The sequence below is a fragment of the Anabaena sp. WA102 genome, from assembly GCF_001277295.1.
In the GTDB taxonomy this organism is placed as follows: Bacteria; Cyanobacteriota; Cyanobacteriia; order Cyanobacteriales; family Nostocaceae; genus Dolichospermum; species Dolichospermum heterosporum.
Genome location: NZ_CP011456.1, coordinates 5,557,761 through 5,578,224 on the forward strand (window position 1 = coordinate 5,557,761; position 20,464 = coordinate 5,578,224).

Below are 20,464 nucleotides of genomic sequence, written 5' to 3' on the forward strand. Positions count from 1 at the left end.
AAAATGGAAATTTCTTTAAAAGAAGCCTGCGAAACGGAATATTGGCTGATTGTTTTAGTTGAATCAGAAGCTATTAACCCAGAAAAGGTCAAATGTCTTAGGCAACAAATTGATATCATTATCAGAATTTTGGTAACTATCACGAAAAAAGTCAAGGAAAAACACCAAACTCCGAACTCCAAACTCCGAACACCGAACACCGAACTCAGGTCTGATGCACTTTGACATCTATCCACCTACGGATTTTATATAACAAAAACTTATTGGTAATAAGTAACTAAATTTCATTACTAATCGGGGTCAATTTTCTGTCATAAATTTTAACTTTTCCCTTAGTATCAGAATTGAAGCAAATTTAAACCAGCGGCTAATCCCATCAGAATAGCTGTAGTGTTTGCTTAAATATCACTTATACTGCCGATTTCACAACAGAGGATAATTAAATGGCTATTTTCAAGGTAAGACTATTCAACGAAGCCGAAGGTTTAGACCAAACTATTGAATGTCCTGAGGACACCTACATTCTAGATGCAGCGGAAGAAGCTGGACTTGACTTACCCTACTCCTGTCGGGCTGGTGCTTGTTCAACCTGTGCTGGTAAAATCATTTCCGGTACTGTTGACCAGTCTGATCAGTCTTTCTTAGACGACGACCAAGTTGAAGCTCAATATGTATTGACTTGTGTTGCTTATCCTACTTCTGATGTCACTATCGAAACCCACAGGGAAGAAGATCTTTACTAAGTTTTAGTAAAAAAGTCCACTCTACAAAGGGAATTGGGGATTGGCTACTGAGTAAGACTTTTACCAATTGCCCAACTACTTAAGTAGTCGGACAAAATTAAATTCACTCGTTGAGAGAGGGAACAGGGAACTCTTAACTGGGAACAGAAAAATCAATTGTGTAATTAATTCTGTCCCATTACTTATTCCCTTGAATTTTAGTTCCTGGATCATAGAACTCTAAAATCTTGGAACTAGATCAACCTCACAAAGTTAATTTTCTGTCACCCCTTGTAACCTTTTCCTGGGGATCAGAACTCAAGTAAATTGAAACCAGCACTTAATCCCATCAGAATAGCTGTAAAATTTGCTGAAACATCACTTATACTGCCGATTTCACAACAGAGGATAATTAAATGGCTACTTACAAAGTCAGACTAATCAACAAATCAGAAGATTTGGACACAACCATTGACGTTGAAGACGATACCTACATTCTAGATGCAGCGGAAGAAGCTGGACTTGACTTACCCTACTCCTGTCGGGCTGGTGCTTGTTCAACCTGTGCTGGTAAAATCATTTCCGGTACTGTTGACCAATCTGATCAGTCTTTCTTAGACGACGACCAAGTTGAAGCTCAATATGTATTGACTTGTGTTGCTTATCCTACTTCTGATGTCACTATCGAAACCCACAGAGAAGAAGATCTTTACTAAGTTTTAGTAAAAAAATCCACTCTACAAAGGGGATTGGGAATTGGCTACTGAGTAGGAGTTGCACCAATTCCCCAATTACCTAATTAGGTGGGCGTTAAAAATTGTCGTTATGGCAAGGCAAGAGGCAAAAGGCAAGAGGCAAGAGTGAAGAGGGTTTAGGCGATTTTACTTTTCTTTACACAGATTGGTTTTATTGTGTTCACCTACTTACTCCCTTGAATTTTAGTCCCCGGATAATAAAACTCCAGAATCTTGGAACTAGACCAACCCAGTTTGGCTAGATTCTGAGCGCCTGTTTGACTTAAACCCACCCCATGTCCTAAACCACCCCCAATAAAAGCATATCCCCACAGATTGGTTTGACCTTTATTCAATGGTTGAATGTAGAAAAGCGTGCTGATGGGGGCAGCGAAGGCACTGCGAACTTCATCTTTTTGTAAGGTAAAAACGCCAATATCTGTTTTCACAGCCAGTTTTAAAATCCGTCCACTGGGACTGCGTTGAACGACGGACATGGCTTGAATTTTTTTGAACTTGCTATAGGGACTTTTTTTCGCTTGTAAGAACTTTTGCAAGTCTTTGGTAATTTTATTGATGTCCGTTTCTCTGTGCCAACGGAATACATCCCATGTACTTTCATTAAATCCGGCTTTAAGATTGATAAATTTCTCAAAGTTCCGATCATCTGCTAGATTCTGATGTGATAAGTTCCAAAGATTTTGATTAGCAGCATCTATGACCGGTTTTAAATAGGGACGATCTTCTCCATTCCAGATATCACTAAAGTTAGCGGTAACACCACCTGTAGTGGAAGAATACAAAGCATCAACTATTTCATTATTATAAGTGAGGATCTGACCTCTGGTCGAGGCGATCGCCTGATCTGTATTTTTAGCAATTCCGCTCAGTCCTTGATAAACTTGACAGTGTGTGTCAGCACATAATTGATAATTATCTACCGCAAATCTGCGAACATTTCGCAAAGCATAGGTGCGAGCAATAATCGCTTGTGCTTCTAGGGCTGCCATTGGCGCATCTATGCCAATTTCATGGGGTAAAACTCCTCGCACATAGGTTTCCAAGGGGACGGTATTCACTAAGGTATAATTCCCATAGGCGTTAGGCTGCAAGGTCACTTTTCCGGGATAAACACCCTTTGATTCGAGTTTGTTATCGGTACTGACTTTGACCAATTCCTTACCCGCAGTCACTTCCAGATAATTGGGACTATAATTTTTACCATTTACTACCCAAGTAATTTTTGGGACTTTTGATAAAATATTGGTGGCTAAGTAAGCATTTTTATCACCGGATGTTTCTATACTTTTTAATAGTAAGCGGCGAATTAAGGGAGTGCTGTAAACGTCCCGTTTTGCCCATACTTGCCAGCGTTCTGGTTGGGATATTTCCACTTCTATACCCTGGGAACGCCAGTGATTAGCGTTATCTTCGGCTGTTTCAAAGGTGCGAAAGTCACCCAGCACTAATACTTCCTGAACCACTGTTTGGGTTAAGGGCTGCATGAATGTTGCTAACTGGATGGGTTTGTCTGTGACTAGGGTTTGCTGTTGACTACCTACTGCAAATTTTAATGTTAAGCGATCGCCCTTGGTGGCAGATAATTCTAACTTGTCTGTGGGTTTAGCCCCAAATCGTTGGACAATACCAATTTGCAATTTTACATCCTGGTTTTTGCTTACGGGTTCTGATGCGGCAGTCAATCCCAATAAGCACAAGGTTGTTATTAATCTGTAGGAAGAACGCCAAATAAATATTTTCATGCAAACTAATTCTGATTGCCCTTATATTGTCGGAGAGGTTTTAAATTAATTAACTCAATTTACAAAAGAAGGGAACAGGGAACAGGGAACAGATAAGAAACACTCATTTGCACCAGTTTAGAGCTTCAGTCAAAAAAAAGATGTTTTTAAAAGATGCGTAGCACGAAAAAAACAGTGTCATTATTTCAATCTCATGTTTTTAAACATGAGTTTTTCCTGTTCCCTGTTGCTTCTTCCTCTGAATCATGATAAGAAGATGCAGGGCGGCAGGAAGAATCACAAATTACCAATCTCAAGTTAGATAATTAGCAACTGGGAATATTATATATTTTTCACTTACGCGCTTCTATAATACCATTACGTCTTTTCTTCGGCACAATTGCAAATAAAACTCATTATGAGTATGATTTATTTAGTGATAACGACAATTTTTAATGACAACCTGCTGCTGTATAAGCCAACTATACTCAATGCGGCTTAATTATTTGATTCTATTTGATTCTATTTGATTCTATAGGTAGGGGTAAAGCAAGAGCTTCATTGGTGTCAACTTAAGCTCAAATCCCTACCACATCTCGTTCCTAGGGACTTCCAAATAAAAAAATACTCAACCACCTAACGCAAAAATCTCTCAAACCCTTATTCCTCTGTGTCCTCTGCGCCTCTGTGGTTCGTTAATCAGGATAATTTATTTCTTGGAAGTCCCCTAGTCTCTGACTAGGAATGCAGTTGATGAGGCTCTGCCTCTAAGTAGTGAGACAGAGTTAATTACACAATATCATTGCGTTAGCGCAGCGTGGCGTTAGCCATATGGAACGAAGTGAAATGAAGCAATTCCAAGGGTTGTGATTGCTTCCCTTCGCTCGCAATGACTGTAAATATTTTTGTCCAATTACAAAAGAAGGGAACAGGGAACTCTTAACTGGGAGCAAATAAGAAACACTCATTTGCACAAGTTTAGAGCTTCAGTCAAAAAAAGGATGTTTTTAAAAGATGCGTAGCACGAAAAAAACAGTGTCATTATTTCAATCTCATGTTTTTAAACATGAGTTTTTCCTGTTCCCTGTTGCCCGTTCCCTGTTCCCTCTGAATTAATATTATTGAAGGCAGAGCCTTCTAGAATTCATTCCCAGTCTCTGAGTGGGAATGAGATGACTTGAGTTCTTTGCGGGATAGAGGTTTTACGTTAAGTTGACACCAATGAAGCTCTTGCTTTACCCCCTACAAATCTAGGTTTTTCGTAATTTTCCAAAAGTCCATATTTCAACCATGTTGAGTATAGAAGAATAGTTTCACTGGAAAAAAGGTATAATAGCTAACAACATCTTATATCCCAGATTTTATGGCGCAAGTTGACTTGACTGATAATTTGCGAAATTTAATGCAAAAAGTTGGTTGTGATAGTTTTAACGCTTTAAGTCGTGCTGCTGGTGTTTCCCAATGGCAAATTTTGCAGTTGCGGAGGGGGAAAATCGGACAGATGCGGATGGAAGTATTGGTAAAACTGTCAGAGATTTTACAAATATCTTGGATTGAGTTGGTAGAAACTTTCAGTGTTGATGGTTTATTTTCAAGTGTCAACAACACTCATTCCTCTCATAAAAACATAAACTTATTAAGACAAATTACGGATTTACAATCTGAGTATGAAAGATTAACATTATCAATGTTAGAACAACGGGAAGTATTACAACAAGAATTTCAGCGATCGAGTTTACAAATATTGGAATCCTTACTATTACAATGGCCAATAGCAGCACATAGAGCCAGGGAGGATCACCAGTTATCAGCGGTGAAAATACTACCTTTGGTAGATAAACCCCTAGAGACATTATTACAGACTTGGAATGTGCAAGCGATCGCTGCTGTCGGCGACCAAATTCCCTATAATCCACAATTTCATCAATTATTAGAGGGAACAGCACAACCAGGAGAAATCATTAAGGTACGTTATCCAGGTTATATGCAACACGACCAGCTTTTATACCGAGCTAGAGTCAGTCCCATATAATTATTTGTTGTATTTGTTGCGACTCAATCTCCCAAAAATGCTCTAAAGGATCACTATTTTGGGTTATAAGAAACTGGAATAAATGCCTGATGAAAAATTGCTCAATATTTTTGTGTACAAAATGTCTTTATTCAATTTAACGTTAAGATATACTAATAAAATCAAAATCAGAACCTTATTAAATAAATCAAAATTAGCATATTATGAATCAGCAGGTGAAAGTGATTTCCATTAGTGGGAGATTCAATGCCAATAGCTCTCAAAACTTTCGAGAAAGTATTACAGAAGTAATGGAAAGTGGAATGTCCATTGTGTTAGTTGATTGTCATAATGTTACCTTTATGGATAGTTCTGGATTAGGCACTCTCGTTTTAACATTTAAAGCTTTACAAGAATTAGGTATAAAGATGGTAATTTGTTCAATTAATGAACAAGTTAGAATGCTATTTGAATTAACCGGGATGGATAGCAAATTTACAATTGTTCCTAGTCAAGAAGCATTTGAAAATCTTTTGCTTTCTGCCAAGTAGGTTAGCATTGAAAATTGTCGTTATAGGAAGGCAAAAGGCAAGAGGCAAGAGGCAAGAGGCAAGAGGCAAGAGGCAAGAGGTAAGAGGCAAGAGGCAAGAGGTAAAAGGTAAGAGGCAAGAGGCAAAAGGCAAGAGGTAAGAAGTAAGAGGCTTTGGGCGATTTTACTTTTCTTTACACACTTTGGTTTTATTGTGTTCACCTACTTATTTGATCAATCAAATTTAACTTGAAGAATAGATAAATCATCTTCAAATATCTCTTTGGAGTTTAATTTAATTAGGTAATCCAGTATATAATCAAGTTGATTATCAACAGAATATTGTAGGCTAATTAAAATCTGAGTGAACCCTTCCAAACTCCAAAGATTACCATTTGATTGAGTGATTTCATAAGCACCATCACTAAAAATATAAAGGGTACTAGATTTTTCAATCTGACAATAAGCATCAACATATTTAGCTTCAGGAAACATCCCCACCGGCATTCCTGGAGTTTTTAATCTTTTTACTTCTGTGTTAGTAGGAGAGTTACCAGAAATGATAATAGCTGGTGGATGTCCAGCACTAGAGTATGTTAACTGCCGACTAACTCGATTATAAACTCCATACCAAATCGTAAAATATTTATCATTTTGATAATTTATTTGAAAGGTATTATTTAAAGCCGCTAATACCTCGCTAGGTTGATAGTAATTTAAATCTTTGAGAGCGCGGGAACGTAAGAGATTTAATACAGAAATTGAAGGCAGAGTTGCTTTTAGTCCATGACCAGCAACATCTAGTAGGTAAATAGCTAAAGAATCAGCGTCCAGCCAATTATAGTCCAAACAATCCCCACCAAGTTGCCTGGATGGCAAAAACTTAAACTGAATACTCAGGGGGTTATTTATAGGCAGGGGTAAAAGGGATTTTACATATTCTGTAGCTTCGGATAATTCTGTTTCTAAAAGTAGCTTTTGGGTCTGTAAATCCTGACTTAATTGATGTAGACGTAACCCGGCTCTAACTCTTGCTTGGAGTTCGTTTTGTTCGATAGGTTTGGAGATAAAATCATCAGCACCAGCATCTAATCCTTTAACTCGATCTGCGACGGAATCTAAAGATGTTAATAAAATAAAAAATGTGGTAGATAATTTGGGATCTTTTTTAATGATATTACATACTTCTATCCCAGTTAATCCCGGCATAATCCAATCACATATAATTAAGGCTGGAGGTGAATCCAGCGTTCTTAAAATCCCTTCTTCTCCCGTACTCGCGGTAATAACTTGATAACCTTGTTTTTCTAAGATTCTTTTGAGGAAAATTTGGATGGATCGGTCATCATCAATAATTAGGATTTCAAACATGAGATTATTAAGAAAGGGGATTTAACCAAAACAATATAACTTGTTTTAATTGATTTAAATCTCGATAAACTTCTTGCTTTAACCATTGTCCTAAAGCATCAAAGGGACTAAAGGAAGTTCCTGGTTGCCATTTAACATCTTGTCCTAAAGGTGTGGTATGAGTGCCTGATAAAGTTTGTGTTGTCACCATGTCAGGAAAGAGTTGTTGTAAAATTATTGTTAAGTTTGCTGATTGATCTAGGCTATCTTTATTAAATCTTATTAATAAATTTCGCCGAATCTGATAGCTGTCTTGGACTATTTGGTTGGTTTGTGCGGGTGTAGGTGTAAATTCAATGTCTAATTGGGAATTTAACTGGGAATTTAACTGTTCTACTAATGGTATGGCTTCACTGGCGGCAAAGTTATTAAAGGATATTAAAATATTACCAGCCCTTTGGATTGGAAACAGGCTACCAATTAGTAAATGCAGTTTACAACCCATGCTATGTCCGACTCCATAGGTGGGAAGATAAATTTTGCGGAGTTTTCCAGAGTCTTGTAACTTTTCGAGAGTATATTCAAATTTATGGAGGACAGATTTAGCGATCGCTATATGATCTAATGTATTCACAAAAGGTGTAGCAATAATGACATATCCTTGATCCGCCAAGTTTTCCAGTAACCAACGATAAGTTAAATGTGGTAAGGTGGCGACAAATGCACCACCTAAAAAATGAATAATCCCGATAGGATTACGGGGAATAAGTACCCAATTGCCTCTAATTTCTTGCCAGTTCATTTCCAAAGTTTGTAGAATAGAAGACTTTACGATTTGCTGACTTTATCTCATTCAATTGCATACCGCTATAAATATATATAAAGTATTAACTCTGACTTTGCAACTTTTTCATTTCCTGCTGTACATCTAGGGAAATTTGCAAGGCTTCATTTAATAATTTACCATGTTCTGTGGCTTCTTCAGTAACTTGCATTGATGCCAAAGTGGCTAAATTATTAGTAAATAAATCAGAATTGGTGATAATAAAACTTTTATTTTCTCGCAAAATTCTCTCTGTTTTTAAAGCGCGGATTAAATCATTTCTAGTTAATTCAAGTGCTAATAATACTTTTTCTCTTTCTTGTATACTTACTCCTAAGTTGCCAACATCCTCAATTTGGTCGTTAATATCTATAGCTTTAATCACGGAATTATATCTTTCCACATCATTTAGTAAAATCCGCAAAGAATTGGTCATATTCTGCTTCAGAAACTTACTTTTACCTCTCCATAATAAATATAATAATATTTGAATACTCCCACTTGTCCATAAAATGAAAATAATTAATGATAGCCAAGATGATAGTTTTACTAATAGATAAGTACAAACAGAAATGGTAATTCCCGCGAAAGCCACAGTAGCAATTTCTGTTTTTCGAGCTTTTTTTAGCAACCTTATACTGAATTGCTGGATAATATCAGTAATAATTATTAATTTATTATCAACAGGTAAGTTAGTCGCATCTTGAAGTTGATCATGACTAATATCCAATCCCTGTAAATCATCTCGCACAGTTGCTAAATCCTTAACTACTATTGATTTAGTCTAATATAACAACTGGATTTCCAGAATGGCAATTACCAATTACCAATTACCAATTACCCATGACCAATTACCAATTACCAAACTAAGTTACTTGTAACAAATAGCTCATGCAGTTTCCCATTAAAAAGTAAACTACTAGCATTGCTGCTGCGGCTAATGCCACCAGTATACCAGCCAGCATGAAGGAAAATTCTTTATGATGATAGGCTTTTTCCATTAGGTGTAGCGACCATGCTACAAGTGCGACATCAAAGATTAAAATAGGAATCAACATATTTCTTAATATTTCTTCATAGAAGTACGATTATCTTAACACTGTTTTGGATAACTGTGTTTTGTCTTCAATAGATGCAGTTGGTCGCTGTATTTGATATCAAGTAGGAAGACGGACAGGAACATGGCGTTCTTGCAAATAAGTTTTAATTTGTGCTACGCTTAGTTTCCCAAAATGTAACAAAGACGCTAAAAGTGCAGCTTCGGCTTTACCTTCCGTTAAAGCAGTGTGAATATGTTCACAATTCCCTGCACCACCAGAAGCGATGACGGGGATTTCTACAGCATTAGCGATCGCTTTTGTCAAGTCCAAATCATAACCAGCTTGAGTTCCATCAGCATCCATACTCGTCACCAACAATTCTCCAGCCCCCCGTTTTGTTACTTCCTCCGCCCAGCGAAGGGCATCAATACCAGTATTTTCTCTGCCACCGCGAACGTATACATCCCAGCCAGGATTCTCAGGATCAAGTCTACGTCTAGCATCAATAGCCACAACAATACACTGATTGCCAAAGCGATCGCTGGCATGATTAATTAAATCTGGATTTCTGACCGCCGCAGAATTAATACTAACCTTATCAGCGCCTGCCCTTAACAAACCTTTAACATTTTCTAAGGTTTGAATTCCACCACCCACAGTCAGGGGAATAAAGACCTGTTCAGCAGTCCGGTAAACCACATCAATAATTGTGTCCCTGTCTTCATGAGTAGCCGTAATATCTAGAAACACTAACTCATCTGCACCGGCTTCATTGTAAACCTTGGCTAGTTCCACAGGATCACCCGCATCCTTGAGATCCACAAAGTTAATTCCCTTCACAACCCTGCCCGCCTTGACATCTAAACAAGGTAAGATTCTTTTAGACAACATAATGACTTTTTCACTCCCGGTAATTGCTAGGAATTTTAATTGTAAAGGTAATTGGGAAATAGATGACAAGAGAGGATCAATATATAATGGGTCTTGTCCAGACGAAAAGCTAATTAAATAACTATACTTTGAAACATATAAAATAACCATACCTTGAGGATGTCTTACCAAATTTGAGAGGATGTTAGTATTGAGTACATATTGATAGGTCACTGAAGCGCAGTGCGATCGCACTCCTCAAAATCATCCTACAAGCGATCGCCTTACCTATGAGACACTACCAATAACGATACATGAGAGATTTTGTTAGGATTTAGGTTTGATTTCAAATTCAAGTTTTGAACGATAGAAAGAAACATCAAATTCCATAAAAAAGTTAGTTTGTCCCAAAATTAAAGGTGCATTTGGTTTACTCACCCATGCAAAAGCCAATCTAACTGAGGGAAATTCACCTATTTCAGCATTTGCGAAAAATGGCATTGCTGCTTGACTGATATTACCTGCTAATTGGATAATGGCTTTGCTTTCATCCCATACTCCGCCTAATTGAAGACCTATTTCATAAGGTAAAACGTTGATAGTCGCACCACTATCTACTAAACCAATTGCTTCTACTATTTGATCTCCTCGACGCAAAACTAATAGAACTCTTGGTAAACTATCAAATTCGTTTTGGCTGGGGTGGCTTGTTGAATACTTAAACCGCATAAAATTTAATCATTATAAATTGATTGATTTAGTGCTTCCATGAGAATTTCTCCTGCACCAAAGTTATTATAAGGCGTTGGTAGGTGATATGTTTTAAAGGGTTCTAATGGAGAAATGTCTTCAGCAGTGTCCAAATCTTCCGCAAGGATGCGAATTAATTTGAGTTTTTCTGGTGCTGAAAGTTGTTTAATTGACGGAAGTAACTCGGTTAATGTCATATTTTCCTACTGGATGTGTTTGAGATATGTAGAGTCAGAATTATCGAATTATCTTATTCTATTTTATCTAATAGCGATACCTTCGGTGCGCTTCGCTATCGCACTCCCCAAAATCAAGGTCGTCCACCGGAAAAGGCAATTCTTGCCAGTCGTCTGATTAACCGTCCACTTCGTCCTTTATTCCCCTCATGGTTGCGGGATGATTTGCAAGTTAGTAGTTTTGCTTTCTTTGAAGTTCCACAACGAAAACAATGAAAGGCGATCACTTCTTTAAATCGAAACTGGTGTAAAGGACTACGAGGAGAATATTCCTTCTCAATTTGTGATAGAATAGGTTTCACTAAATTACCTCAGTAACAGTTATATTTTTGTTTAATTGATTAGATTGTTACCAGTTTCAACCTAATAAAGATTTTTAACGACAATTATCTTAACCTTCTGCTACAGGTGCTTTCGCCAAAAAATAATGAGCAGTTTGGGAAATTCCGTCAAACTGCCAAAAAATATATCATTACTAACTTTCCTCACTACTCAATCTTTGTAACAACTCTTCACGGGATAAATTAGGATAAATTACCCAAAGAAAGAAGTAACTGAGTTGGTGTTAATTTAGCCAAAAAGTGAGATACTAGAAAAAAATTATTTCCCTTATTCACATAACAACACCCTTATTCACATAACAACAAATGGAAAAAGTACAATTGTTCGGTATGCCTGCTGAGAAAGGGCGATGGATACTGATACCTCTAAGTATCACTATCCTGCTGTGCTTGGGTACAGTTTATTCTTGGAGTATTTTTAGAAAACCTTTAGAAAAACTTCTCAATGTAGGTGCCACTGATAGCCTGTTGCCATTTACTGTGCTGTTGGTTGTCTTCGCAATTTTAATGCCAATCACTGGCTTTTATATCAATCGTTTTGATACTCGTCTGATTACAGGTGTTGGTGGGTTAATTACGGCATTAGGTTATATTCTCTCTAGTTTGGGTGGCAATATTCCCACACTAACTATTACCTATGGTGTAATTGCTGGTATGGGTGTGGGTATCGCTTACGGTGTACCGTTGGCTGTGGTAGCTAAGTGGTTTCCCGATAAAAAAGGTTTGGCTGTTGGTGCTACTGTGATTGGGTTTGGTTTGTCACCTTTAATTACTGCACCCTTGGCAAAGTTTCTGATAGATGCTTTTGGAGTTCGGCAAACTTTTGTAATTTTAGGTATTGCTTTTGCAGCTATTATTACCGCTATTTCTACTGTCCTCACAACTCCTCCCCAAGGTTGGCAACCGGAAGGATGGACTCCACCTGTAGCTGTTCAAGCAAATTCTCATACTAAAACTTCAGGATCAATTCTTCAGACTTCCAGTTTTTATGGCTTGTGGTTTTGTTATAGCATTGGTTCTTTTGCCGGACTGGCAGCTATTGGTATTTCTAGTCCTCTAGCACAGGAAATTATTAAATTGGATGCAGCAACAGCCGCAAATACAGTCTCCCTGTTCGCTGTCTTTAATGGTGCAGGGCGGTTATTTTTTGGGTGGTTCACAGACAAATTTACGCCAAAATTGGCGGCAATTGTTTCCTTTGTTTTGATTTTGATTGCCTCGATTATGATGCTGAGTGCTGGAAAGGGAAGTGTACTAACTTATATAGTCGCTTTCTCGCTATTTTACTTGGCTTTGGGGGGTTGGTTAGCGATCGCTCCTACTTCCACTTTAATCATATTTCAACCCCAAGACTACGCCAAAAATTACGGTATTGTCTTCACTGCTTACGGTATGGGGGCTTTGGGTGGAACTTTATTAGCTGGCAAAATTAGGGACATTTTCGGTAGTTACACAAATTTCTTTTACCCAACTGCGGGATTAGCAATTGTGGGAATTATCTTGGCTGTATTCACACTGAAACGCACCTCTACCAATGCCGATTTAGTAACATAATTTGTTCGTTTTCGACATCCCCTCTTGGCTTGTGCTTTCCACAATTTATATTGGGAAAGTACCCATTTCAACTCCCTACATCAGTTTATTACAAATAACCCATAATTAGATTTTAGATCCCCGACTTCTTGAAGAAATCGGGGGTCTTGTTGTTTCATAAATCCCCTCAAACTTCCTCACTACTCAATCTTTGCAACAACTCCTCACGGGATAAATTACCCAAAGCAAGAAGTAACTGAGTACGTTCAGAAATAGGAAATTTAGCAATCTTTTCCACCACACCAGATAACTCAGCATCTAAACTACCAAACCGCCCTTCTAGCAGAGAAGTTATCAAAGAAAGTTGTCCTTCCTGTTTTCCTTCTTGCTTCCAGTCTTCTATTTGTTGTAAATAAACCGGTGATAAGTTCATAATTACTTCCTCTTCTTCCCTACTTAAATTATCTCCCAATTCTAAATTCTTGCGCCAGTCCGCTAAAATTTCTAACAAATTCTCTCGAAAAGGGTTATTTTCTGGTAACTCAGTTAACTCCTCAACTGCTCTTTTTTGTGTTCCTCCTTTCCCTAAAACTCTCAACCATAATGTATCCTCATTTTCTGGTAATTGATGAATCACAACTATTGCTGTTTTCAGAATATTCGGCAGAAAATAAACACCTTTAACCCAATCTTCTACAATTTCATTTGCACCTAAACCCGCAATCATCCGAGATGAAAAAGTTGGTGTTAAAATCCATAAAATCGGTAATTCTGATTCAGCAATATTTCTGTTTTCGCGTTTTGCTTTCCTAACTACATCACCATGAACGGCATATAATTTAAGTAAACAACGATGACTAAGATTTTAAGGTATTGGTAACTTGAGGATTACCATTAATAATGTAGCTACAGTGATTAGTATCGAGCAAATAAGACATAGTAACAGAAATTAAAACTGCGTTTGGGAACGGGTTTCTTCAACTAAACGCAGACAATCTTCAAGATCATCACCATGCCAAGTTCCAGCATAATGTAGTAAATCACCTGCTTTTTTACCTCGCTTGATGGGGGAAATACGACGTAATGGGCGTTGATTTACGGTGCTTTTTTCCTGAATAGAGTCGAGAAAATCATTAACTAAGGAAAGCTGTTCTCGTGGTAGTTGGGATATCTGTTGTTCAATTTTTTGATGTAGTTCTAAATAAGTCATCTGTACCTCGTTTTGATAGGAAGAATAGGAAGAATAGGGATGATTCTATTTTATCTCTTTATTTTACAGCGATTCCTTCGGTGCGCTTCGCTATCGCACTCCCAAAAATCACACAAGCACTAAATTATCAATTTGCTGCACAGACTACTCATCATCATCTTGAACGTTTTTTTCGTCAAATCCCAGCCAAAATAGTAGCACCTGTTCTAATTCCAGCATTTGTTCTGGTGTTATGTTTCCCAATTTGCGTAAAAGCTTTGCATGAGGAATTGTGATGATATTTTGCACATCAAATACTCCTTCTCGAAGAAAATTAGTTTTGATTTGTACCTCAAATCTTGAACCGCGTGAACTTGTTGTGTGTGGAACAAGAGTTACTAATGCACGATCTTGATCTAGTGCAGGAATACTAATTACTAAACATGGTCTGACTTTTGCCACATAACCTAAATCTACTAACCAAACTTCTCCACGTTCAGGACTACTTATATGTCGTTTCTTCCTCATCTAAATCAAGAAAAAGTCCCTCAGCATTCATGACTAAATCTTCATCAGATAAGGGTGAAAAATCTAAATCAACTGTCCGCTTTAAAATCTCTAATACCAAATCTAACCGTTCTGAGTCTGTCAAGCGGTCGAATGTATTCAGAAGTTCTTGTACTAAAGCAGTCATAGCCTTTTTCCTATATATGGAGATATTATAACATGAGCTTGATATGGCACTCATCAAAATCACCCTACAAGCGATACCTTCGGTGCGCTTCGCTATCGCTCTCTCCAAAATCACACCACAAGCGATCACACTTCCAAAATCTTACTACAAGCGATCGCATTCCCAAAATCATCCTATAAGCGACACCTTCGGTGGGCTTCGCTATCGCACTCCCAAAATCACAAATTCTACATTTGGTTAAGTAAAGATAATTGGCGTTCTAAAACATATCTAACGGGTTTACGAAGCTTTGAAATCTTACCTAGTTTTACTCCTCTTTCTAACCAAGTACGCATTAAAGTTAAAGGAATATTTAAACGTTCAGCTAACTCTTTATCCGTACATTCTATATTCAACAACTCCTCAATATGAGGTAACACTATATGGAAAGCATCGTATTTGTTAAAATCACTCTTAATTTCAACAATGCTATTTGCAGTATCATTTTTTTTACCAACTATCTCATATTTATCCTCACTCAGTAAAACTACTTCTGGAGTTAGTTGACTAGCTACTTCGTTCTCAACTTCAACTGAAACTTCTGCGTTGCTATCTAGATAACATTCGCCATCTGTTGATACTGGATTTATTTCTCGCTCATAAAGTAGAAAGTTTGGAATTGATAGAGGTCTTACAATTGTTTGGGAAGTAATTTCTCCGGTTTTGACCTGTTCTCTTAATTGCATTAGTAATCGACCGAGAACATTTATTCCAATAAGGATTTCTTCATCTACTGGTTTAGCTCCCCAAAAATCATCTTTTCTCGAGTCTTCAACAATTGGTTGATTTTCTGTCTCAAGTAAGAGACTACTAAATTTTTCCCAATTCTGAATGAGCTTTACCTGTAAGCACCAGCGCATAATTTTTGTCCGAACTAAATCCCAGTCAACACGGGAATTATCACGATAAGGCTTACTCCTCATTTTTGCTGTCATGGGACTTCGTTCAGTAATTATTAAACGCTGTACGTCAGGTATATGAGGAAAACGACAGGCTTGATACAATGCTTCAGAAGTAAGAATCCTAACACCGTTGACAAATAATGGGTATCCTCCTGCCATGTTGGATAATCCACCAAATCTTTCAGCCGTTTTGCGAAAAGTAATACAATCTTGCCTATTATATGTTCTTGATTCAGGAAGCTTTAATGCTGCTACCATCTTAAATTTCTCCTATTCAGGGATTGGAGTAATGTTCATTAACTATTCTAGGAAACAGGGGATACCACGCATTTAGTGGATAAGCTTTATTAGGATCACCCCACCATAATGCCAAGGGGCAGTTATTGGCAATATTACGATATGTTACCAAAATTGCACCAAATCCTAGTGACTTAAGATAGTCATACCCTAAAGGTCGCATACTTGAATTCGGATTTTTTGGCAATGAGACAATGTAAGCACCAGCTTTTAGAAACGCAGACTCAATAACTTTACGATCAGTAGGTGAAGAAAATATGTTGTCTTCAATTGGTACATTATTAGGACGAAATAGAGATGGTAGAGATTTATTTGTATTCTGGCGATCTTCGTTTACTTGTTGAACGAATCTATCAACTAATTCATCTTCAGAAATTTCGCTTGTCCAAAAGCAGTCAAATCTTGATGGTTTCCAACGATTATTATGAAATTCATGTAGTCGCCAAAATTCTACTATAATATTCTTAGCTTGAGCCTTTTGCTGAATTATTTTTCTTGAGTAATCGTATCCATCACTATGAATTCCTAAAAATATTAAATGTAAAGTTGTTCCTTCAACAGCATTAGACAGCCAGGAATCAATATCACGTCGTACTCTATTTCCTGAATATAAACAATCATCCAAATAGATATATATAACAGGTGATTTATCGCAATCGTCAAAATTAAGACCATACAAATTCTGTAAAGATTTTTCCGTCAGACTTAATAAATCATTCTGACTATTTCCTTTAGTTTGAACTCGTAAGAATTGAGCATTTTTTATTGTTTTAGCGGGATTAGATCCAAAAATTGCTTCAAAAGTCAAAACATCAGTAACAAATTCTTGAGCTACTTGGCGAGAAATATAGTAATTTTTGAGAATTCTATCCATTTGCTCAAGAATAACCTTTTGAGCATTTTCATCAAAGCCAAATTTATCAAACTGCCTCACCCATTTTTCTACATGGTTTGGATCAATAACAGGAATTTCACCCTGTCTATAATCGGCAATTGTCGTTGCTATAGAATTAAGAAGAATTTGATGCTGATTAGACATAAAGGCTTTGATTTTACAATGCTACTTTTAATTTAAAAGAGAAAAGTGGGCATTGCCCATCCTTCTATTATTACCCTTGTAGTACAGTTTCTTTTGCCAAAAACTTTCCCAACTCAGTTAAAGCATCAGCATCAAACAAAAATCAGCAGTTTGGGAAATATCCTCAAACTGCCAAAATTATATTATACTAACTTTCCTTACTACTCAATCTTTGTAACAATTCTTCACGGGATAAATTACCCAAAGAAAGAAGTAACTGAGTGCGTTCAGAAATGGGAAATTTAGCAATCTTTGCCACCACACCAGATAACTCAGCATCCAAACTACCAAAACGCCCTTCCAGAAGAGAAGTTATAAAATAAAGTTCTGCTTCTAACTTACCTTCTTGCTTTCCTTCTTGCTTCCAGTCTTCTATTTGTTGTAAATAAGCTGGTGATAGGTTCATAATTACTTCCTCTTCTTCCCTACTTAAATTATCTCTCAATTCTAAATTCTTGCGCCAGTCCGCTAAAATTTCTAACAAATTCTCTCGAAAAGGGTTATTTTCTGGTAATTCAGTTAACTCCTCAACTGCTCTTTTCTGTGTTCCTCCTTTCCCCAAAACTCTCAACCATAACGTATCCTCATTTACTGGTAATTGATGAATAGCGACTATTGCTGTTTTCAGGATATTCGGCAGAAAATAAACACCTTGAACCCAATCTTCTAGAATTTCAGTTGCACCTAAACCCGCAATCATCCGAGATGAAAAAGTTAGTTTTAAAATCCATAAAATCGGTAATTCTGATTCAGCAATATTTCTGTTTTCGCGTTTTGCTTTCCTAATTACATCGCCATGAACGGCATATAATTTAAGTAAACAACTGCGAATTTCTATTTCCGATGGTAGATTGCGATAAACATTGAATTTTAGCCATCTTCCCTAACAAACCTAAAGGTAGATTTTCCTGAGTTTGATCAGAAAATGGTTCAAACCAAACATCAATTTCTTGAATTTCACTTTTGACCTTTTCGCTTTTTTTAATTGTTCCTAGAGGTGTTAATAATTCCTCTAGATATTCCTTAGCGAATTGATCATGGGATTGTCGAGTCATTTGATTAGATCAAAAATTACACTAAACATGAAAAATATTGTATAATAATTATTATACTACCGAAAGCATAGTTTGAAAAGTGGTTTACCCCACAAGTTAAACTAATTCACAAAAACTGGCAGCAATTCAAAAATTAGATTATAATTGTCGAATAGGAAGAATAAAAATGGTAAAAATATGAATACGATACAAGAAATAATCATCAAAGTACCATCAAATATTGCTGAAGCTTATCGTCGCAGCACTAAGGAAGAACAGGAACAAATTCAGCTAAAGTTAGCATTAATTATGGAGTCAAATTTATTAAAAAATAGTAAAGAAGCACTTCAAAAACTTAGAAACACAATGGATAAAGCTAGTCAAGAGGCACAAGCTAATGGTTTAACTTCTGAAATTTTAGAATCTATTTTGCAAGATGATAAATAAACGCCGCTTTGTATTTGATACAAATGTTTTCGTAAGTGCATTTTTATTTAGTCAAAGTAAACCACGTCAGGCATTAAATAAAGCTCAAGATGTAGGTATTATCTTGTTAAGTGCTGCTGTTTTTGCCGAGTTACAAGAAGTTTTATCAAGACCAAAATTCAACCGTTATATTACCTTAGAAAGACGGAGGGAATTAATAGATAATTTAGTAGAAACTATCGAGTTTATTAATATTACTGAACAAATCAGTGAATGTCGAGATCCTAAAGATAATAAATACCTAGAATTAGCTGTGAGTGGCAAAGCTCAATGTATTATTACAGGTGATGAAGATTTGCTTATTCTTCACCCATTTAAACAGATTGATATTTTATCGGTTCAGAAATTTTTGGATGAAATTTAATTTGTTCACTTGCAGATTTTTACATTTTAATATTGATGTCCTCAGATCCCCGACTTCTTGAAGAAGTCGGGAATCTAGTTTTTCAGAGTTTGAGAAGAAAATGGTTCAAACCAAACATCAATTTCTTGAACTTCACTTTTAACTTTTTCACTTTTTTTAATTGTTCCTAGAGGTGTTAATAATTCCTCTAGATATTCTTTAGCGAATTGATCGTGAGATTGTCGAGTCATTTTATTGTATTAAAAATCACATTTGTTTTGTACAAAAATCACACTAAACATGAAAAATATTATATAATAATTATGTTACTACCAAAAGCATAGTTTTAAAAGTAGTTTACCCCAAAAATTAAACTAATGTTACAGTCAATCGAAGGCATTTACAAAGACGGGAAAATTGAGCTAACCGAAACTCCAACAGGCATAAATACAGCGCGAGTAATTGTAACTTTTCTCGATACCAATGCTTCCGTAGATTTGTCATCTCGCGGAATTAATGAAGAACAAGCCGCAAAATTAAGAGCTAGATTACAATGTTTTGCACAAGATTGGGATCAACCAGAGATGGAAGTTTACGATGCCTTATAATCGTGGTTCAGTAGTGCTGGTTTTGTTCCCAGACTCAAACTTGAAAACTGCTAAACGTCGTCCTGCTTTAGTTGTTCAATCTCACAATATTGGTACTGGTTTATCACAAACTATTATAGCTATGATTACCAGTAATGTTTCTCGTGCTGGACACCCTAGCAGAGTATTTGTGAATATAGGAACACCAGAAGGAAAACAAACAGGATTAATTACTGATTCTGTGATTATGACAGATAATCTAGCAACTGTTTTAGATACAGAAATAGATAAAGTTATTGGTTTTTGGTCAGAAATGTTTTTGGTAGATGCAGCACTCAGACATACATTAGAAATTTTATGAATTGTGTTTCGCGCAAAGACGCAAATGAGCAAAGACGCAAAGGAAGAATGATATAAATATTAATTTTTACATAAAGCGTTTATGTCAACGGGATGTATTTTTTCATCATCATTTAGTGTTTGACCCATTCTTGTTTTTAATGTCGTTAATTTAATAACAATTTGCGCTGACCTAGAATTGAGGAATCTTCAACAGCTTTCTCTATCTGTGATTCATAAATCTTGGAGCTTGGTCTAGCGTATACAATTCTTAAATTGTAATTCCCAAAGGTCGCAGAAGAAATATACAAATTACGATTTGTGGTTTTAGTATCTTTCCGACTAAAATACCATGCTTCTTTCTGTATTTTATTTGGATTTAGACCTAATACAAATCCTGATTTATAATAATTCGACGCATTATTAAACACTATTGTTTCAAGTCTTGGATTAAAATTAGAATCGTTCTGGTTAGTATTACTAAGTTCAAAAAAGACAATATTTCCAGGGTCAGTCTTGAAGCTATATGAATCATATCTTGACGCAGAATTATGAAGAGTTCCCGGCGGAGCAAGCTTATCATTTGCATCAATACTACCCTTAATGGTTTCACATTTAAGAGGGAAAAGATTGTCACCCGGAACTAAAATGACCTTATTATTTGTTTCTGCAAAAGAAGGTAATGCAGTCAGAATAACTAGCGCACATCCTTGGAATATCAATTGATGAATTTTCATGATTTTCTTCTCGATTTTGATAAGGCTTTTAGATTTATTTTTATTCCCAAAACTAAGG

General features: G+C 36.5%; 28 protein-coding genes and 1 pseudogene. 12 read left to right on the top strand and 17 right to left on the bottom strand.

Annotated elements, in window-relative coordinates; all coding sequences use genetic code 11:
• Positions 1-3 precede the first annotated feature (3 nt).
• From AA650_RS29390 to AA650_RS24595, 3 genes are all read left to right on the top strand, one after another.
• On the top strand, positions 4-225 hold the full coding sequence (locus AA650_RS29390) for a four helix bundle protein (RefSeq protein ID WP_335337402.1): 222 nt from the start codon (positions 4-6) through the stop codon (positions 223-225).
• 218 nt (positions 226-443) lie between these two features.
• Positions 444-743 carry a ferredoxin gene (locus AA650_RS24590; RefSeq protein WP_053541026.1) on the top strand — a complete coding sequence of 100 codons (300 nt, stop codon included), beginning with the start codon at positions 444-446 and terminating at the stop codon, positions 741-743.
• Positions 744-1,138: 395 nt separating this feature from the next.
• Positions 1,139-1,438, top strand: coding sequence for a ferredoxin (locus AA650_RS24595; RefSeq protein ID WP_039201987.1), 300 nt, complete (start codon positions 1,139-1,141; stop codon positions 1,436-1,438).
• A 203-nt stretch (positions 1,439-1,641) separates the two neighbouring features.
• Here AA650_RS24595 and AA650_RS24600 read toward each other — a convergent pair whose 3' ends face one another.
• A complete protein-coding gene (locus AA650_RS24600) occupies positions 1,642-3,219 on the bottom strand; it encodes a SpoIID/LytB domain-containing protein (RefSeq protein WP_053541027.1) in 1,578 nt (525 codons plus the stop codon).
• A gap of 1,342 nt (positions 3,220-4,561) precedes the next feature.
• Between AA650_RS24600 and grpE the strand changes: the two genes are divergently transcribed.
• Positions 4,562-5,230 (top strand): nucleotide exchange factor GrpE, encoded by a 669-nt coding sequence (gene grpE / locus AA650_RS24605; RefSeq protein ID WP_053541028.1) that lies wholly within the window; start codon positions 4,562-4,564, stop codon positions 5,228-5,230.
• A gap of 203 nt (positions 5,231-5,433) precedes the next feature.
• Complete coding sequence (locus tag AA650_RS24610; protein ID WP_081424327.1) at positions 5,434-5,760, top strand: STAS domain-containing protein; 327 nt, start codon at positions 5,434-5,436, stop codon at positions 5,758-5,760.
• A gap of 212 nt (positions 5,761-5,972) precedes the next feature.
• On the opposite strand, the gene AA650_RS24615 is transcribed toward AA650_RS24610, so the two are convergent.
• The 7 genes from AA650_RS24615 to AA650_RS24645 form a co-directional block, all read right to left on the bottom strand.
• Positions 5,973-7,109: a PP2C family protein-serine/threonine phosphatase gene (locus AA650_RS24615; protein WP_053541030.1), complete on the bottom strand. Its 1,137-nt coding sequence runs from the start codon at positions 7,107-7,109 to the stop codon at positions 5,973-5,975.
• A 7-nt stretch (positions 7,110-7,116) separates the two neighbouring features.
• The gene (locus AA650_RS24620; RefSeq protein WP_053541031.1) at positions 7,117-7,890 is read right to left on the bottom strand and encodes a DUF1350 family protein; all 774 of its coding nucleotides are present in this window, start codon (positions 7,888-7,890) and stop codon (positions 7,117-7,119) included.
• An 85-nt stretch (positions 7,891-7,975) separates the two neighbouring features.
• Complete coding sequence (locus AA650_RS24625) at positions 7,976-8,662, bottom strand: hypothetical protein (protein ID WP_053541032.1); 687 nt, start codon at positions 8,660-8,662, stop codon at positions 7,976-7,978.
• 115 nt (positions 8,663-8,777) lie between these two features.
• Positions 8,778-8,969, bottom strand: a complete 192-nt coding sequence (locus tag AA650_RS24630; RefSeq protein ID WP_039203251.1) for a hypothetical protein — start codon at positions 8,967-8,969, stop codon at positions 8,778-8,780.
• Between the two features lie 99 nt (positions 8,970-9,068).
• On the bottom strand, positions 9,069-9,842 hold the full coding sequence (gene hisF / locus AA650_RS24635; protein WP_039203271.1) for an imidazole glycerol phosphate synthase subunit HisF: 774 nt from the start codon (positions 9,840-9,842) through the stop codon (positions 9,069-9,071).
• Positions 9,843-10,148: 306 nt separating this feature from the next.
• The gene (locus AA650_RS24640) at positions 10,149-10,550 is read right to left on the bottom strand and encodes a hypothetical protein (protein WP_053541033.1); all 402 of its coding nucleotides are present in this window, start codon (positions 10,548-10,550) and stop codon (positions 10,149-10,151) included.
• A 5-nt stretch (positions 10,551-10,555) separates the two neighbouring features.
• Entirely contained in the window at positions 10,556-10,768 is a 213-nt protein-coding gene (locus tag AA650_RS24645; protein WP_027402869.1) for a hypothetical protein, read from the bottom strand.
• A gap of 15 nt (positions 10,769-10,783) precedes the next feature.
• Here AA650_RS24645 and AA650_RS24650 point away from each other — a divergent pair, with 15 nt between their 5' ends.
• Entirely contained in the window at positions 10,784-11,023 is a 240-nt protein-coding gene (locus AA650_RS24650) for a hypothetical protein (RefSeq protein ID WP_053541034.1), read from the top strand.
• 431 nt (positions 11,024-11,454) lie between these two features.
• On the top strand, positions 11,455-12,702 hold the full coding sequence (locus AA650_RS24655) for an L-lactate MFS transporter (RefSeq protein ID WP_053541035.1): 1,248 nt from the start codon (positions 11,455-11,457) through the stop codon (positions 12,700-12,702).
• 166 nt (positions 12,703-12,868) lie between these two features.
• On the opposite strand, the gene AA650_RS24660 is transcribed toward AA650_RS24655, so the two are convergent.
• The 4 genes from AA650_RS24660 to AA650_RS24675 all read right to left on the bottom strand — a co-directional run bounded on the left by AA650_RS24660 (position 12,869) and on the right by AA650_RS24675 (position 14,564).
• The gene (locus tag AA650_RS24660) at positions 12,869-13,408 is read right to left on the bottom strand and encodes a DUF4351 domain-containing protein (RefSeq protein ID WP_234413255.1); all 540 of its coding nucleotides are present in this window, start codon (positions 13,406-13,408) and stop codon (positions 12,869-12,871) included.
• Between the two features lie 222 nt (positions 13,409-13,630).
• Entirely contained in the window at positions 13,631-13,891 is a 261-nt protein-coding gene (locus AA650_RS24665; RefSeq protein ID WP_053541036.1) for a hypothetical protein, read from the bottom strand.
• A 144-nt stretch (positions 13,892-14,035) separates the two neighbouring features.
• Positions 14,036-14,398 (bottom strand): type II toxin-antitoxin system PemK/MazF family toxin, encoded by a 363-nt coding sequence (locus tag AA650_RS24670; protein WP_234413256.1) that lies wholly within the window; start codon positions 14,396-14,398, stop codon positions 14,036-14,038.
• A complete protein-coding gene (locus tag AA650_RS24675) occupies positions 14,373-14,564 on the bottom strand; it encodes a hypothetical protein (RefSeq protein ID WP_053541037.1) in 192 nt (63 codons plus the stop codon). Before AA650_RS24675 ends, AA650_RS24670 begins: the two co-directional genes overlap by 26 nt.
• 43 nt (positions 14,565-14,607) lie before the next feature.
• Here AA650_RS24675 and AA650_RS28455 point away from each other — a divergent pair, with 43 nt between their 5' ends.
• Positions 14,608-14,805 carry a hypothetical protein gene (locus tag AA650_RS28455; protein ID WP_199924346.1) on the top strand — a complete coding sequence of 66 codons (198 nt, stop codon included), beginning with the start codon at positions 14,608-14,610 and terminating at the stop codon, positions 14,803-14,805.
• Here AA650_RS28455 and AA650_RS24680 read toward each other — a convergent pair.
• The 3 genes and pseudogenes from AA650_RS24680 to AA650_RS24690 all read right to left on the bottom strand — a co-directional run bounded on the left by AA650_RS24680 (position 14,792) and on the right by AA650_RS24690 (position 17,935).
• On the bottom strand, positions 14,792-15,763 hold the full coding sequence (locus tag AA650_RS24680) for an NADAR family protein (RefSeq protein WP_053541038.1): 972 nt from the start codon (positions 15,761-15,763) through the stop codon (positions 14,792-14,794). The genes AA650_RS28455 and AA650_RS24680 overlap by 14 nt on opposite strands.
• A 16-nt stretch (positions 15,764-15,779) precedes the next feature.
• The gene (locus AA650_RS24685; protein WP_053541039.1) at positions 15,780-16,841 is read right to left on the bottom strand and encodes a phosphoribosyltransferase-like protein; all 1,062 of its coding nucleotides are present in this window, start codon (positions 16,839-16,841) and stop codon (positions 15,780-15,782) included.
• 187 nt (positions 16,842-17,028) lie between these two features.
• Positions 17,029-17,935, bottom strand: a pseudogene (locus AA650_RS24690) (hypothetical protein).
• A gap of 177 nt (positions 17,936-18,112) precedes the next feature.
• Here AA650_RS24690 and AA650_RS24695 point away from each other — a divergent pair.
• Together AA650_RS24695 and AA650_RS24700 are read left to right on the top strand one after the other, a co-directional pair.
• Positions 18,113-18,361 carry a hypothetical protein gene (locus AA650_RS24695; RefSeq protein WP_053541040.1) on the top strand — a complete coding sequence of 83 codons (249 nt, stop codon included), beginning with the start codon at positions 18,113-18,115 and terminating at the stop codon, positions 18,359-18,361.
• Positions 18,351-18,764 carry a putative toxin-antitoxin system toxin component, PIN family gene (locus AA650_RS24700; protein WP_053541041.1) on the top strand — a complete coding sequence of 138 codons (414 nt, stop codon included), beginning with the start codon at positions 18,351-18,353 and terminating at the stop codon, positions 18,762-18,764. The genes AA650_RS24695 and AA650_RS24700 overlap by 11 nt, the downstream gene beginning before the upstream one ends.
• A 74-nt stretch (positions 18,765-18,838) precedes the next feature.
• On the opposite strand, the gene AA650_RS28460 is transcribed toward AA650_RS24700, so the two are convergent.
• Positions 18,839-18,994: a hypothetical protein gene (locus tag AA650_RS28460; protein WP_190382823.1), complete on the bottom strand. Its 156-nt coding sequence runs from the start codon at positions 18,992-18,994 to the stop codon at positions 18,839-18,841.
• A 126-nt stretch (positions 18,995-19,120) separates the two neighbouring features.
• Here AA650_RS28460 and AA650_RS24705 point away from each other — a divergent pair, with 126 nt between their 5' ends.
• Positions 19,121-19,351 carry a hypothetical protein gene (locus AA650_RS24705; RefSeq protein WP_027402862.1) on the top strand — a complete coding sequence of 77 codons (231 nt, stop codon included), beginning with the start codon at positions 19,121-19,123 and terminating at the stop codon, positions 19,349-19,351.
• The gene (locus AA650_RS24710; protein WP_053541042.1) at positions 19,341-19,691 is read left to right on the top strand and encodes a type II toxin-antitoxin system PemK/MazF family toxin; all 351 of its coding nucleotides are present in this window, start codon (positions 19,341-19,343) and stop codon (positions 19,689-19,691) included. The genes AA650_RS24705 and AA650_RS24710 overlap by 11 nt, the downstream gene beginning before the upstream one ends.
• Positions 19,692-19,836: 145 nt before the next feature.
• Here AA650_RS24710 and AA650_RS24715 read toward each other — a convergent pair whose 3' ends face one another.
• Positions 19,837-20,406 carry a hypothetical protein gene (locus AA650_RS24715; protein ID WP_053541043.1) on the bottom strand — a complete coding sequence of 190 codons (570 nt, stop codon included), beginning with the start codon at positions 20,404-20,406 and terminating at the stop codon, positions 19,837-19,839.
• Between the last annotated feature and the right edge of the window lie 58 nt (positions 20,407-20,464).

Coding starts and splice junctions, on each gene's coding strand:
- AA650_RS29390 (WP_335337402.1), top strand. CDS start 4: ATGGAAATTTCTTTAAAAGAAGCCTGCGAAACGGAATATTGGCTGATT.
- AA650_RS24590 (WP_053541026.1), top strand. CDS start 444: ATGGCTATTTTCAAGGTAAGACTATTCAACGAAGCCGAAGGTTTAGAC.
- AA650_RS24595 (WP_039201987.1), top strand. CDS start 1,139: ATGGCTACTTACAAAGTCAGACTAATCAACAAATCAGAAGATTTGGAC.
- AA650_RS24600 (WP_053541027.1), bottom strand. CDS start 3,219: ATGAAAATATTTATTTGGCGTTCTTCCTACAGATTAATAACAACCTTG.
- grpE (WP_053541028.1), top strand. CDS start 4,562: ATGGCGCAAGTTGACTTGACTGATAATTTGCGAAATTTAATGCAAAAA.
- AA650_RS24610 (WP_081424327.1), top strand. CDS start 5,434: ATGAATCAGCAGGTGAAAGTGATTTCCATTAGTGGGAGATTCAATGCC.
- AA650_RS24615 (WP_053541030.1), bottom strand. CDS start 7,109: ATGTTTGAAATCCTAATTATTGATGATGACCGATCCATCCAAATTTTC.
- AA650_RS24620 (WP_053541031.1), bottom strand. CDS start 7,890: ATGAACTGGCAAGAAATTAGAGGCAATTGGGTACTTATTCCCCGTAAT.
- AA650_RS24630 (WP_039203251.1), bottom strand. CDS start 8,969: ATGTTGATTCCTATTTTAATCTTTGATGTCGCACTTGTAGCATGGTCG.
- hisF (WP_039203271.1), bottom strand. CDS start 9,842: ATGTTGTCTAAAAGAATCTTACCTTGTTTAGATGTCAAGGCGGGCAGG.
- AA650_RS24640 (WP_053541033.1), bottom strand. CDS start 10,550: ATGCGGTTTAAGTATTCAACAAGCCACCCCAGCCAAAACGAATTTGAT.
- AA650_RS24645 (WP_027402869.1), bottom strand. CDS start 10,768: ATGACATTAACCGAGTTACTTCCGTCAATTAAACAACTTTCAGCACCA.
- AA650_RS24655 (WP_053541035.1), top strand. CDS start 11,455: ATGGAAAAAGTACAATTGTTCGGTATGCCTGCTGAGAAAGGGCGATGG.
- AA650_RS24660 (WP_234413255.1), bottom strand. CDS start 13,408: ATGATTGCGGGTTTAGGTGCAAATGAAATTGTAGAAGATTGGGTTAAA.
- AA650_RS24665 (WP_053541036.1), bottom strand. CDS start 13,891: ATGACTTATTTAGAACTACATCAAAAAATTGAACAACAGATATCCCAA.
- AA650_RS24670 (WP_234413256.1), bottom strand. CDS start 14,398: ATGAGGAAGAAACGACATATAAGTAGTCCTGAACGTGGAGAAGTTTGG.
- AA650_RS24675 (WP_053541037.1), bottom strand. CDS start 14,564: ATGACTGCTTTAGTACAAGAACTTCTGAATACATTCGACCGCTTGACA.
- AA650_RS28455 (WP_199924346.1), top strand. CDS start 14,608: ATGGCACTCATCAAAATCACCCTACAAGCGATACCTTCGGTGCGCTTC.
- AA650_RS24680 (WP_053541038.1), bottom strand. CDS start 15,763: ATGGTAGCAGCATTAAAGCTTCCTGAATCAAGAACATATAATAGGCAA.
- AA650_RS24685 (WP_053541039.1), bottom strand. CDS start 16,841: ATGTCTAATCAGCATCAAATTCTTCTTAATTCTATAGCAACGACAATT.
- AA650_RS24695 (WP_053541040.1), top strand. CDS start 18,113: ATGAATACGATACAAGAAATAATCATCAAAGTACCATCAAATATTGCT.
- AA650_RS24700 (WP_053541041.1), top strand. CDS start 18,351: ATGATAAATAAACGCCGCTTTGTATTTGATACAAATGTTTTCGTAAGT.
- AA650_RS28460 (WP_190382823.1), bottom strand. CDS start 18,994: ATGACTCGACAATCTCACGATCAATTCGCTAAAGAATATCTAGAGGAA.
- AA650_RS24705 (WP_027402862.1), top strand. CDS start 19,121: ATGTTACAGTCAATCGAAGGCATTTACAAAGACGGGAAAATTGAGCTA.
- AA650_RS24710 (WP_053541042.1), top strand. CDS start 19,341: ATGCCTTATAATCGTGGTTCAGTAGTGCTGGTTTTGTTCCCAGACTCA.
- AA650_RS24715 (WP_053541043.1), bottom strand. CDS start 20,406: ATGAAAATTCATCAATTGATATTCCAAGGATGTGCGCTAGTTATTCTG.